Source organism: Corallococcus sp. AB018 (assembly GCF_003986945.1).
Classification (GTDB): domain Bacteria; phylum Myxococcota; class Myxococcia; order Myxococcales; family Myxococcaceae; genus Corallococcus; species Corallococcus exiguus.
The window spans coordinates 1-14,133 of sequence record NZ_RAWR01000029.1 but is presented as its reverse complement, the minus strand read 5'-3'; the positions used below and the strand labels follow the sequence as shown (position 1 = coordinate 14,133).

10 protein-coding genes are annotated in these 14,133 nt (G+C 70.7%); 3 read left to right on the top strand and 7 right to left on the bottom strand.

The genetic code is table 11. The features are described 5' to 3' along the window. Positions 1-124 precede the first annotated feature (124 nt). Entirely contained in the window at positions 125-2,992 is a 2,868-nt protein-coding gene (locus tag D7Y11_RS08815; protein WP_158641909.1) for an ELWxxDGT repeat protein, read from the bottom strand. A gap of 184 nt (positions 2,993-3,176) precedes the next feature. On the opposite strand from D7Y11_RS08815, the gene clpP reads away from it, so the two are divergent. Together clpP and D7Y11_RS08800 are read left to right on the top strand one after the other, a co-directional pair. Continuing rightward, positions 3,177-3,776 carry an ATP-dependent Clp endopeptidase proteolytic subunit ClpP gene (gene clpP, locus D7Y11_RS08805; protein ID WP_014399808.1) on the top strand — a complete coding sequence of 200 codons (600 nt, stop codon included), beginning with the start codon at positions 3,177-3,179 and terminating at the stop codon, positions 3,774-3,776. A gap of 212 nt (positions 3,777-3,988) precedes the next feature. Next, positions 3,989-4,309, top strand: coding sequence for a hypothetical protein (locus D7Y11_RS08800; RefSeq protein ID WP_233596712.1), 321 nt, complete (start codon positions 3,989-3,991; stop codon positions 4,307-4,309). A 3-nt stretch (positions 4,310-4,312) separates the two neighbouring features. Here the strand turns inward: D7Y11_RS08800 and D7Y11_RS08795 are convergent, their stop codons facing one another. From D7Y11_RS08795 to D7Y11_RS08775, 5 genes are all read right to left on the bottom strand, one after another. Then, positions 4,313-6,223 carry a bifunctional UDP-sugar hydrolase/5'-nucleotidase gene (locus tag D7Y11_RS08795; RefSeq protein WP_126933471.1) on the bottom strand — a complete coding sequence of 637 codons (1,911 nt, stop codon included), beginning with the start codon at positions 6,221-6,223 and terminating at the stop codon, positions 4,313-4,315. 144 nt (positions 6,224-6,367) lie between these two features. Then, positions 6,368-6,817: a DUF3293 domain-containing protein gene (locus D7Y11_RS08790; protein WP_121752649.1), complete on the bottom strand. Its 450-nt coding sequence runs from the start codon at positions 6,815-6,817 to the stop codon at positions 6,368-6,370. Beyond that, positions 6,810-8,351, bottom strand: a complete 1,542-nt coding sequence (locus D7Y11_RS08785; protein ID WP_283243194.1) for an MBL fold metallo-hydrolase — start codon at positions 8,349-8,351, stop codon at positions 6,810-6,812. The genes D7Y11_RS08790 and D7Y11_RS08785 overlap by 8 nt, the downstream gene beginning before the upstream one ends. A 135-nt stretch (positions 8,352-8,486) precedes the next feature. Continuing rightward, the gene (locus D7Y11_RS08780) at positions 8,487-9,002 is read right to left on the bottom strand and encodes an ester cyclase (RefSeq protein ID WP_120575283.1); all 516 of its coding nucleotides are present in this window, start codon (positions 9,000-9,002) and stop codon (positions 8,487-8,489) included. Then, positions 8,999-11,413: an acyl-CoA dehydrogenase gene (locus D7Y11_RS08775; protein ID WP_126933470.1), complete on the bottom strand. Its 2,415-nt coding sequence runs from the start codon at positions 11,411-11,413 to the stop codon at positions 8,999-9,001. Before D7Y11_RS08775 ends, D7Y11_RS08780 begins: the two co-directional genes overlap by 4 nt. 151 nt (positions 11,414-11,564) lie before the next feature. Between D7Y11_RS08775 and D7Y11_RS08770 the strand changes: the two genes are divergently transcribed. Next, positions 11,565-12,833 (top strand): phosphatidylserine/phosphatidylglycerophosphate/cardiolipin synthase family protein, encoded by a 1,269-nt coding sequence (locus D7Y11_RS08770; protein ID WP_126933469.1) that lies wholly within the window; start codon positions 11,565-11,567, stop codon positions 12,831-12,833. Between the two features lie 3 nt (positions 12,834-12,836). On the opposite strand, the gene nth is transcribed toward D7Y11_RS08770, so the two are convergent. Beyond that, complete coding sequence (nth, locus tag D7Y11_RS08765; protein WP_121753432.1) at positions 12,837-13,598, bottom strand: endonuclease III; 762 nt, start codon at positions 13,596-13,598, stop codon at positions 12,837-12,839. Between the last annotated feature and the right edge of the window lie 535 nt (positions 13,599-14,133).

Below are 14,133 nucleotides of genomic sequence, written 5' to 3'. Positions count from 1 at the left end.
GCTCGCGCAAACGTGAGGCAGCGCACGGTGGCGGCTTCGTGCGCGACGCAGGAGGCCCCCGGCCTGGCGCGGATGGCACGCCGGGCCGGGGGCCTCGCTTCACTTCCACGTCCGGGGTCGGGGCCTATCGCGAAGCCGGAGCCTCGGGGGCCTGGCGCGGCAGGGCCCACAGCTCGCGCCCGGACTCGGGCGTCCACGCGGAGAAGAAGAGGTGGTCACCCGCGACCGTCAGGTGCGCGGGCGCCGAGGACCGGGTCCCGGGGACCCTGTCCACCAGCCGCTTCGTGCCCCGGGCCGTGCCGTCCGTCCTCCACAGCTCCAGGCCGGCGTCGCTGTCCGACGCGGTGAAGAGGAGCGGTCCGCCCGGGCGCAGCGACACCAGGGGACTGGGGGACGTGACGCGAACGGCGGCGTCGGGCGGTGGGGCGCTCTCCACCGGCGTCGTGCCCGCCGTCGTGCCGTCACTCTTCCACAGCGCATAGCCGTTCGAGCCATCCGATGCCCAGAACAGCAGCTGGCCGTTCTGGGCGATGAGGGACGTAGGCCCCCCGGTGGTGGGGCCCTTGCTGAACTCGCGCACGACCCCGGAGGTCTGCCCGTCCGTCTTCCAGAGCTTCGGGACATTCGCGCCAAGCGACAGGAACAGCGTGTCGCCCAGCACCGCGGATTCGGAGCCGGGGACGCTGCTGAAGGGCAGCTCCGCCACGAAGCGCGTCGTCTCCGGCGTTCCCTCCGTGACCCACACCTGGTGGGTCCAGGGGTCCCCCATCAGGTGGAAGTAGACGCGCGAGCCCGCGGGCCAGATGTTCCGGATGGAATCCCAGCCGATGGTGTTCACGAAGGAGTGGACGCGCACCGTGCCCTCGCGCGTCCCGTCCGACTTCCACAGCGTGTCGTTCATCGGCGTCCAGACGTCCTGGACCGTCGTGAAGTAGAGCGTGTCCCCCACCGCCCGGAGCACGGGCGGGATGTCGCTGTAGATGCCCCGTCCGATGCGGTCCACCACGCGCAGGGTGCCTTCCACCGTGCCGTCCGTGCGCCACAGCTCCTGCAGGTCCGGGTGCTGCCCACGCACGAACCAGACGTGCTTCCCCGTGGAGACGAGCCGGGGGCCGTTGCCCCCCAGGTCTCCCACCCGCCGCGACTCACTGCCCGCGCGGTCCAACCACCAGAGCGAGGTGTGGTCGCGCCCGTCGAGGAACAGCAGGCCGCCGTTGAGCGGCGTCAGGTGCGTGGGCTCGTGCTCGGAGGTGTGCTCCACCCGCTGCGTTCCCCCGGCCGTCCCGTCCGAGCGCCACAGCGCCCGTCCGGACGGACCGGCGCCCTGGGGGACGGGCACGGTGAAGAAGAGCGTGCCGTCCACGTCCACGACCTCGGAGCTCGCGTCGAAGGAGCCCGCCTGGCCAGCGGTCAGCGGCGCCAGGGTGTCCGTCGTGCCGGGCGTCCCCCGCGTCGCGTGGAGCACGCCCTCCGCGGACGTGAAGAACATCCGGTCCCCGCCCCAGCCGGCCAGCCAGGGCAGGCCCCGCGGATCCGCGGCGCTCACCGGGAGCGTGCCACCGGCGGTGCCATCCGTGCGCCACACCTGGTTTCCCCCGGTGGTGCTGAAGGCGGAGAAGAAGACGCCCGAGGGCGTGGCCTGGGGCTTCGCCTCGGCGTCCAGCCGCGCGCCCGGGGGCGTCACGCGCACGGTGCCCTCCGGGGTGCCGTCCGTCTTGAAGAGCACGGTGTCCGTCCCCTCGAGCGCGGTGAACCAGGCGCTGCCCGCGAACGTGGCGGTGAAGACGGGGTGGCTGTCGGCGGCGCCGGGCCGCAGGTCCGCGATGCGGACGGTGCCCTCGGGGGTGCCGTCCGTCTTCCACGGCTCCTGGCCCGCTTCGGCGTCCCAGCCCCGGAAGTAGACCGTGTCCCCGATGACGGTGAGGGGCTCCATCGGCTGCTCCTCCGTGGAGCTGCTCCAGCGCACGGACTTCAGGGAGACCGTCCCCTCCTGCGTCCCGTCCGTGCTCCACAGGGTGAAGGGGCCCGTCTCACTGCCGCGTGCCCAGAAGACGTAGCGGCTGCCCACCCGCGTCATGAGCGTGGGCTCCCAGGGGGCGCTCATGCCCATCACCTGGTGCGTGCCCTGGGCCGTGCCATCCGTCCGCCACAGCTGGGCGCCCCCGTCGAACAGCCGGACGATGAAGTCGAGCGTGCCGCCCTCCCAGACCGGGGCAATCGCGGTGACCCGGTCCGAGAAGCCGTACTCCCCCAGCTGCCAGGTCCCCCGGGGCGTGCCGTCCGAGCGCCACAGGCTGTACGAGTTGCTCCACCACGAGGAGCCGGCCTCGGCCTTCGCCTTGAAGATGAAGACGCCATCGCCCACGGCGACGTTCTGGGCGTGGCTGCCCAGCAGGGTCACCCGCCGGGTGCCCGCGGCGGTGCCGTCCGAGCTCCACAGCGCGTACAGGCCCGGCAGCATCCGGGCGGTGAAGTAGAGCCGGTCTCCCATGCGCACGAGGGACTCGGGGTTGGAGCCTTCGGCGCCGGGCAGCAGGTCGGTCACCATCGCCGTGCCCTCCCGCGTCCCGTCCGTGCTCCAGAGCTCCTTGCCGTGGACGCCGTCGTCCACGCTGAAGAACCAGCGGTTCCCCAGCGGGACGTACCCTTCCGTCCGCGCGGCGGGGAGCGCGGCCAGGAGCCCGGGCGTGACGTCCTTCACCAGGAACGGCGAGGCGATGACCTCCTCGACGGGCTCGGGCTCCTCTTCGACGGGGCCGGGCTCCTCTTCGACGGGGCCGGGCTCCTCCTTCACCGGCGGCGGCTGCTGCACCACCGGGCCGGGCTCCTCCTTCACCGGCGGATCGCCGGGCTGCGGGAGGGGCTCGTTCGGGCCCTCCTCGGCGGGGAGCGGCTCGGCTCCGGACGCGGGAGCCGGAGACCCGCAGCCCGTGCTCGTGCCCAGCGAGAAGAGAAAGACGGCCAACGTGCTCAACGACTGCTTCCAACGCATGACATCCCCCAACAGAGACGCCGGACGCACGGACGGTGGGTGCATGTCGGCGAGGGATGTGTTGGGGCGCTGCCCGCCGGCAACAAGGGCAGCCGCTTCACTTCGGGTCAAAGCGTGGGACAGCGCACGCTCCAGCAAGAAGGGGGGAGCGCGCGGGAAGGGGGACGATTAGGGTACGGGGGCCATGAACGTCCCCTTCGTCATTGAGACCACGCACCGCGGCGAGCGGGCGTACGACCTCTACAGCCGTCTGCTCAAGGACCGCATCATCCTCCTGGGCACGCCCATCAACGACGATGTGGCCAACCTCATCGTCGCCCAGCTGCTGTTCCTGGAGTCCGAGGACCCGGACAAGGGCATCAACCTCTACATCAACTCGCCCGGTGGCTCCGTCACGGCGGCGCTCGCGATGTATGACACGATGCAGTACGTCAAGTGCCCCGTGTCCACCATCTGCGTGGGCCAGGCGGCCTCCGCGGGCGCGCTGCTCCTGCTGGCGGGCTCCAAGGGCAAGCGCTACGCCCTGCCCAACAGCCGCATCATGATCCACCAGCCGCTGGGTGGCGCGCAGGGTCAGGCGACGGACATCGACATCCAGGCGAAGGAGATCCTCCGTCTGCGCACGTACCTCAATGGCCTGTTCGTGAAGCACACGGGCCACACCATCGAGCGCATCGAGAAGGACACCGAGCGCGACTACTTCATGAGCGCCGAGGAGGCCCGGCAGTACGGCCTCATCGACGAGGTCGTGGAGCGCGCCTCGGGCGTGCCGGCGCCCAAGTAGCTTCCATTCCAGCGGGACCGGAGGAGCAGGCCCCGTGCCGCTGCTCCGGGCAGGCATTCGATGGGTGGCGGCTTCGCAAGCCGTCCCTCGGTGCAGCTTGACGGGGGGGTGCCCAATGTTGGGGCATGCTGCCCCGCCTCCTTGCCGCTGCTCTGCTGCCTGCCTTCCTGGCGGGTGTGGGTTGTGCCACCGGTCCCACGGGCCGCCTTCCCGTGCCCCCCAGCTCCCAGCCGGTCCAGGAGGAGTTGGGGGAGCGCAATGTCGTCGACGCGGGCGCGGAGTACGCCCGGCAGAGCGGCATGGTGCTGGCGGAAGCGGGCGAGGCGGTGCGGATCCGCCCCAACTACTGGCGGGTCCGCTTCGCGCTCCCGGAGGAGGGCTCCGGGAAGTTCCTGGAGGTGGACTTCGACGAGCTGGCGCAGCGCGTGACGGGGTCGAGGCTCATCGACATCAACCCCTCCTTGCTGCCCCTCCCCAGGACCTCCCTGCCCAGCGAATCGAGCCCCGCGACGGGCGGCTCGGGCCCCCAGTGATGGCTACGGCAGACGCGTGACGCGGTCGAGCGCCGGGGCCGGGAGCGGTGTGGCCTCCGAGCTCTTCGCGGTGAGGTAGGCCTCCAGCGCATCCGAGTCCACCGCGCCGCCCAGCGGGTTCGTGCCCTCCGCGAGGACGGTGAAGCCGTCGCCGCCGGGGGCGAGGAAGCTGTTCACGGTGACGCGGTAGCTGGCCGCCGGGTCGATGGCCACGCCGTTGAGCTGGAGGCTGGCGGGGTCGATTTTGGCGCCCGCGGGCGCGGACGCGCTGAACGCATACGTGAAGCCCGCGGAGGGGTGGAGGATGCGGGGGCTGGCGAGCTGGAACTGCTGCTCCATCAGGCGCTCAATCTGCGCGCCGGTCAGCGTCAGGGTGACCAGGCTGTTGCCGAAGGGCTGCACGGTGAAGGCCTCGCCGTAGGTGACGGCGCCCTTGTCGTTGGGGTCGGCCGGGTCGCGCAGCAGGTCCGCACGCACGCCACCCGGGTTCATGAAGGCAATCTGGGCGCCGCCCACGGTCGCGCCCTGGGTGGCCTCCAGCTGCGCGTCCGCGATGACGAAGCCCATGGTGGACTGGCCGGTGGGGTCCAGCTGGATGTTGCCGCGAATGAGCGTCTGGTCGATGTAGCCGATGACGCGGTTCTCCAGCGGCGTGGTGAGGCCCTTGTAGCGGGTGATGAGCTCCGCGACCTCCGGGTCGGGCGTCACGGTGCGGGTGACGATGACGTTCTGGGCCTGGGCCTTCACGACCTGGCCCGTGGCCGCGTCCAGCGTCAGGTCGATGTCCGTGACGAGCCGGCCCACCGACGCGGCGCTGGTGACGAGCTTGCCGCTCAGCGTGCAGTTGTAGGCCTGGTGGGTGTGGCCGCTGACGATGACGCTCACGGCCGGGTCCAGCTTCGACGCGATCTCCACGATGGGGCCGGTGATGCCCTTGCACTCGTTGTAGAGCGAGTCGACGCCGGGCGTGCCGCCCTCGTGCACGATGACGACCATGGCGTTCACGCCCTGCGCCTTGAGCTCCGGGACGAGCGCGTTGACCGTCTCCACCTCGTCCTTGAACTCCAGGCCGCGGATGCCCGTGGGGGTGACGATGTTCGGCGTGCCCTCCAGGGTCATGCCGATGAAGGCCACCTTCACGCCCTCGAAGGTGCGCACGTCGTAACGCGGGAGGAGCGTGCTGGTGGGGCCGGTGGCGACGTTGGCCGCGAGGATCTTGAACTTCGCGCCGGTGAAGCCGGTGCCGTCCTGGCAGCCGTCCACCGGGTGGCAGCCTCCGGACTGCATACGCAAGAGCTCCGTGCCGCCCTCGTCGAACTCGTGGTTGCCCACGGCGCTGATGTCCAGGCCGATGTCGTTCATGGCCTCGATGGTGGGCTCGTCGTGGAAGAGCGCGGAGAGCAGCGGCGTGGCGCCGATGAGGTCACCCGCGGACACCACGATGGAGTTCGGGTTCTTCGTGCGCAGGTCCGCGATGTAGCGGCCGAGGTACACGGCGCCGCCCGCGTTCACTCGGGTGGTGGTGTCCACGCCGCCATCCGCCAGCAGGGCCTGGTGAATCTGTCCGCCGGTGCCGGCCGCGGGCTCCAGCTGCCCGTGGAAGTCGTTGAAGGCGATGATCTTCACGGCGACGGTGGTGCCGCCGTCGTCGGTGCCCGCGTCGGTGTCGCCGGTGCCCGCGTCGGTGTTGTTGGCCGGGGGCGGGAAGGTGACGGCCTGGCAGACGTGGTCCACGCAGGTCCAGCCCTGGCCTTCCGGCGCGGGGTTCTGCTCCTGGCAGTCGAAGGCGTTGGTGCACTCGTTGTTGCCGCAGCCGCCGTGGAAGGCGAGCAGCAGGCCGGTGACGAAAGCGCCGGCGAGGAGGAAGACGCTGGGACGCGCGACATCACGCGTGCGGGGGACAGAAGGCTGCATATCGAGACGGCTCCTGGGACAGGGAGGCGGTGGGCCCGGCGAGGCGCGGGGACCCTGGCATCGTCTCGTGGCGTGGAGGTGAGGGACGGGTCCCGAATGCGTGTCGTCCCGTCGGATGTGACCTGCCCGACACCTGTCGCGGGCTCAGGAGTGCGCGGGCTCCCGGCACATCACCAACTCCGCGGCGCCGCCCACCGCGCCCCAGAGCACGGCCTCCTGGTCGAACAGGCGGCCGAAGCGCAGGGCTTCGTCGCGGGACAGGCCGGGGACGAAGAGGCTCTCCTCGAACCAGCGGCGGTCCTCCGCCACGCCCACGGCGGACACGCTCGGGTGGCCCCGGGCTTCGAGCAGTGCGAGCAGCCGTTGCTGGAGGCGCGCGTTGGTGCGGAGCGGACGCGCGTGCGCGCGCGGGTTCCACGCGGTGAGGAAGGCCCAGGTGGTGAAGCGGTGCGCGGTGAGCGCGGCGTCGAGCTCCGGATGCAAGGCATCCACGCGCAGCACGTGCTTGCGGTCTCCGACGAGCGGATGCGGGCGCACGACGTAGCCCGTGGCCTTGAAGGCCCCGTGCAGCGCGGCCCGCCGTACATCACTCATGCGGAATCGCGACCGCGGCTCCCGTGCCCTGTGGACTGGGGACAGGAGTGACCACCGTCGCTGGGACTGCGGGCTGCGTCCCCGCGCCTTGCGGAGCCGGCGACGGTGGAGCCGCGCTCGGCGGAGCGGCTGGCGGAGTCGCGGCGGTCGGACTCGCGCCCTGCGGAGCCGCGGGCGGCGCGGGAGGATTCACGCTCGGCGCTGCTGGTGTCTTCGGGGTCGCCTGCTTCGCGGCTTGCGGACTCACGGCCGCGGGCACCGGGAGCAACGGCAGCGCCGGGTGTCCTTCCCGCAGCTTGGGCGGAATCTGGCTGGCCACGATGGGGGCCTCCTCCGCCGTCTTCCACGGACGGTCGGGCCACCAGCGCTCCACGGGCGGCGGCGTCAGCGCGAGGAAGTCCTGCCCGGGCCGGGGCGTGGTGATGCCCACGCCGTCGTGCTTCGCGGCCGCGAGCGAGCGCTCCACCGGCTCCGTCCAGCCGTGGTACGCCAGCGTCACCAGCCCCCAGTGCACCGGCAGCATCAACCGGCCCTGCACCAGCCGGTGGGCCAGCACCGCCTGCTCCGGCCCCAGGTGCCAGTCCGGCCAGCCCGCGCCGTACTGGCCCGTTTCAATCATCGTCAAATCGAACGGCCCCAGCTTCGCGCCAATCTCCTCCATGGCGGGGAACAGGCCCGTGTCGCCGGAGTAGTAGACGCGGTGCTTGGAGCCCACCAGCGCCCAGCCCGCCCACAGCGTCTTGTTCTGCTGGAGGAACCGGCCCGACGCATGCCGCGCGGGCGTGCACACGATGTCCAGCCCCTTCACCTTCGTGCGCTCCCACCAGTCCAGCTCCACGATGCGGTTGGCCGGCACGCCCCAGTATTCCAGGTGCGCGCCCACGCCCAGCGGCACCACGAACGTGGTGTCCCAGTCCTTCATCGCGTCGATGGTGGCGAAGTCCAGGTGATCATAGTGATCGTGGGAGATGACCACCGCGTCGATGGGCGGCAGTTCGTTCAGCGCGATGGGCGCGGGGAACCAGCGCTTCGGGCCAATCCACCCCAGCGGTGACGTGCGCTCGCCCCACACGGGGTCGGTGAGCACGCGGTGCCCGTCCACCTCCACCAGCGTGGACGAGTGCCCCAGCCAGGTGACGCGCAGTCCGTCCTCGGGCGGCGTGGCGAAGCGCTTCGGGTCGATGCGGTCCACCACCACCGGCATCCGGGGCGAGCTATCCGGGCTCGAGTGGAACAGGTCCGACAGCGTCCGCTCCCAGTTGTTCAGGATGGGCTGCGGGTTCTCGAAGCTTCCGTCCAGCCACTGCGGCGAGCGCTTCATCCGCTCCAGCCGCGCTCCTTCCGGCACCTCGCCGAACGAACGCCAGCCGTCGATGACGACGACCAGCAGGAACGCACCCAGCAGGAGCAGGCCCCATCCGAACAGGCGCAACAACCTGCCGCCCCAGGACGGCCGCTGGCCGTGGGAGGGAAAGGCCGTGCGGAAGGCCTTCTGTCGGGCCTTGTCCGCGGCCCGCATGGGTCCCGCGTTCATCCTCATCCCCGGACCCTGATGGGTCCGGTGCGTAGGTGTCAATGGGGAGACATCCCGCTACGCCCCGGTTTTTCCTGACTCCAGCGGCGTCGAGCCCGACCCGTGGCCGTTTGGCGTGTCCCGGGTCGGGACGCTTCAGGATTCGGGCGGCACGACCTTGAACCCGCGCTGGAGCAGCGGATCCAGCCGGTCCGTGAGGTCCCACGACTCCACCAGCCGGCCCTCACGCAGCCGGTACAGCGAGTCCCCGTGGAACGTGAGCGGGCGGGACTTGCCATCCGCGGTGGGTGGGCCCTGGGTGTCCGTGCCCGTCGCGCGCCAGCGCACCATCACCCAGTCGTCCTCCGCCATCACGTGGAGCAGTTCGAACCTCAGGTCCGGGAAGAGGGTGAACCCGGCTTCCGCCTGGGTGCGCACCACCTCCGGGCCGCGGAGGTCCTGGGGGGCGCCCTCGGAGCGGTCCACGTAGTCGGCCGCGATGTACTCCGGGAGGCGCTCCAGGCGCTTCTGGTTGTAGATCTCCTCGGTGAACAGGCGGGCGCGTTCCTTGTTGGATTCGCCCATCTGACGGGCCCGTTCCGCCGGGGACACCGTCGCGCAACCGGTGAGCCCCACGAGCCCCAACACCACCCACGACGCACAGGTCCTCATGACGCGCGGGAATCTGCCGGGCCCGCACGGGCGCTGTCAGCCGCCGTGTCGTCGAACCGTTCACCGCCGGGCGCCAGCCGCCCCAGGCCGATGGGCGCCGCCAGGCAGGTGTCGGGAATCCCGAACGCGTCCACCAGCCCCACGGCATCCGGCCGCAGCTCCTCGCACAGCTTCACGCGCTCCTTGCGGATGGCCTGGGCCTTGGGGGCCGTGAGCCAGCCGTGCTCCAGGAACCAGCCGCTGGCGGACTCCAGGCAGGACAGGCCGAAGAGGTCCGCCATGCGCCCCAGCACCGGCTTGAGCGCTTCGTCCTTCACGTCCGCCACGCCGCGCAGGAACTGCTCCAGCACGATGCGCTCCACGCTCGCGTGCGCCAGGGCCAGCAGGTGCGCCTGCACCTGGTTGAAGGCCTCGAAGGCCTCCACGCCCGCGGTGAGCCGCTTGCGGATGCGCTTGGACACCGACGCGAGCAGGGCCTCCTCGCGGAAGCGCAGGGCGCGCAGCTGGAAGTCACTGTCGCGCAGGTGGTCCGTGTCCGTGCGCCGGCCGGCGATGGGGTTGCGGTCCGTGAACACCGTGGCGGCCTGGTCCACGATGAGGCGCAATACGGCGAAGACGCGGTCGTCCTCGAAGCGCTGGCGGTAGCCCGTGAGCAGGCCCTTGGCGACCAGCTGCATGAGCACGGTGTTGTCGCCCTCGAAGGTCGTGAACACGTCCGTGTCCGCCTTGAGTGACGCGAACCGGTTCGCGGTGAGGTAGCCCTGGCCACCGCACGCCTCTCGGCACTCCTGGATGGTGGCGGTGGCGTTCCACGACGCGTAGGCCTTGAGGCCCGCGGCGAGCGCCTCGATTTCGCGCGCGTCGTCCTCCGTGCGGTGGACGTAGCGGTCCACCAGGTACTCCAGCGCGAAGTCCACCGCGTACGCCTTGGCGACGAGCGGCAGCAGCCGCAGCTGGTGCACCTGGTGGTCCAGCAGGCGGACCTCAGGAGCGCCCTGGGGGCCGAACTGGCGGCGCAGGTCGCCGTAGCGCACGGCGATGGTCAGCGCGCTCTTGGTCGCGGACAGGGACGCGCACGCCACGCTCACGCGGCCCGCCACCAGCGCGCCCAGCATGGTGAAGAAGCGCTTGGAGTCACCGGTGATGGAGGAGGTGTACTCGCCGGCCTCCGTCACCTGTCCGTAGCGGTCGAGCAGGTTGTCTCGCGGCACGCGCACGTGGTCGAACCACAGCCGGCCGTTGTCCACGCCGTTGAGGCCCATCTTCTCGCCGCAGTCCTCGATGCGGATGTTCGGCAGCACCTTGCCGTGCTCATCGCGCAGCGGGACGAGCAGCGCGTGCACGCCCAGCCGTTCTCCGTCCACCTCCAGCTGCGCGAACACGGTGGCGATGCGCGCGTGGCGGGCGGCGTTGCCAATCCATTCCTTGCGCGCGGTCTCCGACGGCGTGTGGATGACGAACTCGCCCGTGGCCGCGTCGTAGCGGGCCACCGTCTCGCAGTCGCGCACGTTGGAGCCGTGGCCCAGCTCGCTCATCGCGAAGCAGCCGGGCAGCTCCAGCGAGGCGACCCGGGGCAGGTACTGCTGATGGTGCCGCTTGGTGCCCAGGAACAGGATGCTGGAGCCGAACAGGCCGAAGTGCACACCCGCCTTGATGACGAGGCTCAGGTCGAAGAAGGCCATCGTCTCGAACGCGGCGATGAACGCGCCCAGGTCGCCGCCGCCCTCGCGGCCCTTGGGGAAGGCGAGCTGTCCCAGGCCGTCATTGGCCAGGTGCTTGAGCCAGTCGAAGACCTGGTCGCGGTAGGCGGTGGTGCCGAGCCCTTCCTTGTAGCGGAAGTCCGCGTCCTCCAGCCAACCGCGCACCTGCTGGCGCACGTTCGCGTAGGTGCGGTCCAGCACGGCCGTCATCGCCGCCGGGTCGAAGGACGACGTGTGCGAGCGGGGCTCCGCGTGCGGGACGCGCGACGCCCTGGGCACCAGCGAGCGCACCGCCTCCTTGCCGTCCACGCCCAGGGTGGCCTCGATGGAGGCCAGGGCCTTGGCCAGCTCCGCGGGCGGGATGCTCAGGGGCGCTTCACCCGCGAGCGCCTGGGCCAGCTGCACGCCCAGCTCCGCCAGGTTCTGCTGCTGGCTGGTGGCCAGCTTCTCCGCGGTGGCGCGGATGTGTTCGCGCACGAGGGCCAGCTCGCGGGGCGGGGGCGGACGCAGCGGATCCACCCACAGGGCCAGGACGGAGCTGGACTTGAGGTCCAACCAGGGCTGGGCGCGGGCGGCGGAGCCCAGGGCGCGGAGTTCGTCGCCCGTCAGCTCGCCGTCCGTCCAGGCGACGTACAGCATGGGGACCAGCGGGGCGAGGCTGGACAGGGACAGCAGCTCCCGGGCGGAGGGGCGGGATGGGGCGTCGAGCATGCGGACTCTCCAGGCGAGGGAACGGAACCCGGGCAGTGTCGCCACGCTGAAAGGCTCCGGCAACGACGGAATGGGGTCCTGTTCACCGGCCGGTGCAGGAGGTGGGCGGTGACTCCCGGGGGAGGGCAGGCGTCCCTACGTTGCCAGGACCATGAGCGAGCTGATGGACGAGTTGCTGCCCCAGCCGGGGGCGCATGGGTTCGACGGCGGCGACGAGACGCGCAAGCACGAGATGCAGGGCCCGTTCGAACTTCCACCGGGACCCGAGGGCTTCTCGTTCGCGCTCTACCAGTCCACGGGCGTGGGGCTGTCGCCCGGGCACCGGATGCACCTGTTGGAGAACAGCCAGGTCTTCGACCGGATGTTGGAGGACATCCGCGCGGCGAAGCACAGCGTGCACATGCTCGTCTACATCTGGCGGCCGTGCGAGCTGTCGGACCGGTTCGTGGAGGCGTTGATTGAACGCTCGCGCGCGGGTGTGCAGTGCCGCGTGGTGGTGGATCCGGTGGGCAGCGAGGAGACGACCGGGGACAAGGACTTTGATCAGCAGATTGAAAAGCGGCTGACGGACGCGGGCGTGGAGGTGCACTACTACCGGCTGCTGGCGGGCAAGGTGCTGGGGCGGCTGTTGAGCCGATCGCACCAGAAGATCGTCGTGGTGGACGGGCGCGTCGCGTACACGGGCGGCTTCGGCATCTGGAAGGTGTGGGAAGGGGACGGGCTGAAGGAGGACAACTGGCGCGACACGCACATCCGGGTGGAGGGGCCGGAGGTGCGGCGCATCCAGGTGACGTTCTCCAAGCACTGGATTGAGTCGGGCGGAGGGTTCCTGCCGCGCGAGTGCTTCCCGGAGTTGAAGGCGGACGGAGGCGGGTGCGCGGCGTTCATCGACAGCGCCGGTCGGCTGGGCATCACCGAGGCGGAGCGGATGGTGCGGTTGCTGGTGGCCGCGGCGACGAAGCGGCTGTGGATCGCCAACGCGTACTTCACGCCGCCCAACGACATCCTGGAGCAACTGGAGGTGAAGGTCCGGCAGGGGGTGGACGTGCGGGTGATGGGCCCGGGCCCGAACCACGACGTGCCGGTGGTGAGAGCGTCGCAGCGGTCCACGTACGAGCGGCTGCTGGCGGCGGGGGTGCGCATCTGGGAGTACCAGCCGGCGATGCTGCACTCGAAGACGATGCTGGTGGATGACTGGCTGTGCGTCGTGGGCTCCACGAACCTGGATTCGCTGTCGCTCAACAAGTTGAGCGAAGGGTCGCTGGTGTTCGACGACCGGGAGATCGCCGCGAAGTTGGAGGCGTGCTGGGAGAAGGACGTGCGGCACTCGAAGGAGATTTCGCTGGAGAACGGCGGCCGGACGAACCCCTGGCGGAGGTTCGCGCGGAGGGCGACGCAGTGGGCGGGGCACGACCGGTAGTCGTCAGCGGTGGGAGGTGACGCCTTCCTGCCGGCAGTAGGGGAGCACGGGGCAGGTGGAGCACTTCGGGCGGGAGCCGGTGCACACGTGTTTGCCGAAGGGGACGAGGAGCCGGTTGAGCTCCACCCAGTAGGGGCGAGGGAGCACGGCTTCGAGCGCGGCGAGGGTGCGTTCCGGAGTGGAGGCCTTCACGTAGCCCCAGCGGTTGGTGACGCGGTGGACGTGGATGTCCACGCTGATGACCTCGTGGCCGCAAGCGATGCCGAGCGCCAGGTGCGCGCACTTGGGGCCCACGCCCTTGAAGGACTGGAGCACGTCCGGATCCGCGGGGAGCTGGCCCTGGAACTCGTCACGCGTGCGCACGGCGATGGCGTGGACCTGGTGGGCCTTGCCTTCGTGGAAGGTGACGGGGCGGATGAGGGCGTCGATTTCCGCCGGGGTGAGGCGCGAGAGGGCTTCGGGCGTGTGCGCGCGGCCGAGGAGGCGGAGGGACGCGGGGAGGCTGATTTCATCGAGCGTGCGGATGGAGAGGATGCACGCGATGAGCTGTTCGAAGAGGGAGCCGTGGCCTTTCGCGGCGAGCTCGAACATGGCGGCGTCCGCGAAGGAGCGGACCTCGTGGCGCACGCGGCGGAGGACCTCTTCGATGTCGAACGGGAGCTTGTCCGTGTCTGACGGAGCGGCGTGCGCGGTGCGGGCGCTCTGTGCACGCGGGGCGCGCCGTGGACCTGTCGTCGTGGACCGGGACTGCTTCTTGACCGCCATGCGGGCCTCCTGACCTGGGAAGTTGGGTCTGGAGGACGTGACTGGCCGGGCGCACTTGCCGGGCTGGTGGGCGGGCGGTCAGGCTGTAGGGCTGATGAGGCAACGTTCCCACTGGCGAGGTGCCATTTGCTGAAGCCTCATCACGTCCTGCTGCTGGTGTCGCTCGTGGCGGATGGTGGAAGCACGCCCTCTCAGCCCGATGCAGGGCCTCCTGCAAAGCCGGATGGGGGCGTCGTGGCCGGAGCTTCGGACGCAGGCATCCAGTGGCCCACGGACTTGCGCCCGCTCGCGACGTTGGATGGGCCCGCTGTCCTGGCGGCCCACGCCGCGCTCCAGCGTGTCCTCGCCAGCTTTCCCAAGCAGGACGCCGGGGCTTGTGAGTCGTCCGCCCGTTCGCTGGACCTAGTGGCAATGCCGATCAGATAGGTGGGCCTTGCGAGGACCTACCGCCATGGTTGAGGGTGTGGCGATCTCATTCTTGGAGATCGCCGCATGGGGCTTTCCCAGGCCATCCAGGGCGCTGCCATGGTGGCCC

Coding starts and splice junctions, on each gene's coding strand:
- nth (WP_121753432.1), bottom strand. CDS start 13,598: ATGGCGGTCAAGAAGCAGTCCCGGTCCACGACGACAGGTCCACGGCGC.
- D7Y11_RS08770 (WP_126933469.1), top strand. CDS start 11,565: ATGAGCGAGCTGATGGACGAGTTGCTGCCCCAGCCGGGGGCGCATGGG.
- clpP (WP_014399808.1), top strand. CDS start 3,177: ATGAACGTCCCCTTCGTCATTGAGACCACGCACCGCGGCGAGCGGGCG.
- D7Y11_RS08815 (WP_158641909.1), bottom strand. CDS start 2,992: ATGCGTTGGAAGCAGTCGTTGAGCACGTTGGCCGTCTTTCTCTTCTCG.
- D7Y11_RS08795 (WP_126933471.1), bottom strand. CDS start 6,223: ATGCAGCCTTCTGTCCCCCGCACGCGTGATGTCGCGCGTCCCAGCGTC.
- D7Y11_RS08785 (WP_283243194.1), bottom strand. CDS start 8,351: ATGAACGCGGGACCCATGCGGGCCGCGGACAAGGCCCGACAGAAGGCC.
- D7Y11_RS08780 (WP_120575283.1), bottom strand. CDS start 9,002: ATGAGGACCTGTGCGTCGTGGGTGGTGTTGGGGCTCGTGGGGCTCACC.
- D7Y11_RS08775 (WP_126933470.1), bottom strand. CDS start 11,413: ATGCTCGACGCCCCATCCCGCCCCTCCGCCCGGGAGCTGCTGTCCCTG.
- D7Y11_RS08790 (WP_121752649.1), bottom strand. CDS start 6,817: ATGAGTGATGTACGGCGGGCCGCGCTGCACGGGGCCTTCAAGGCCACG.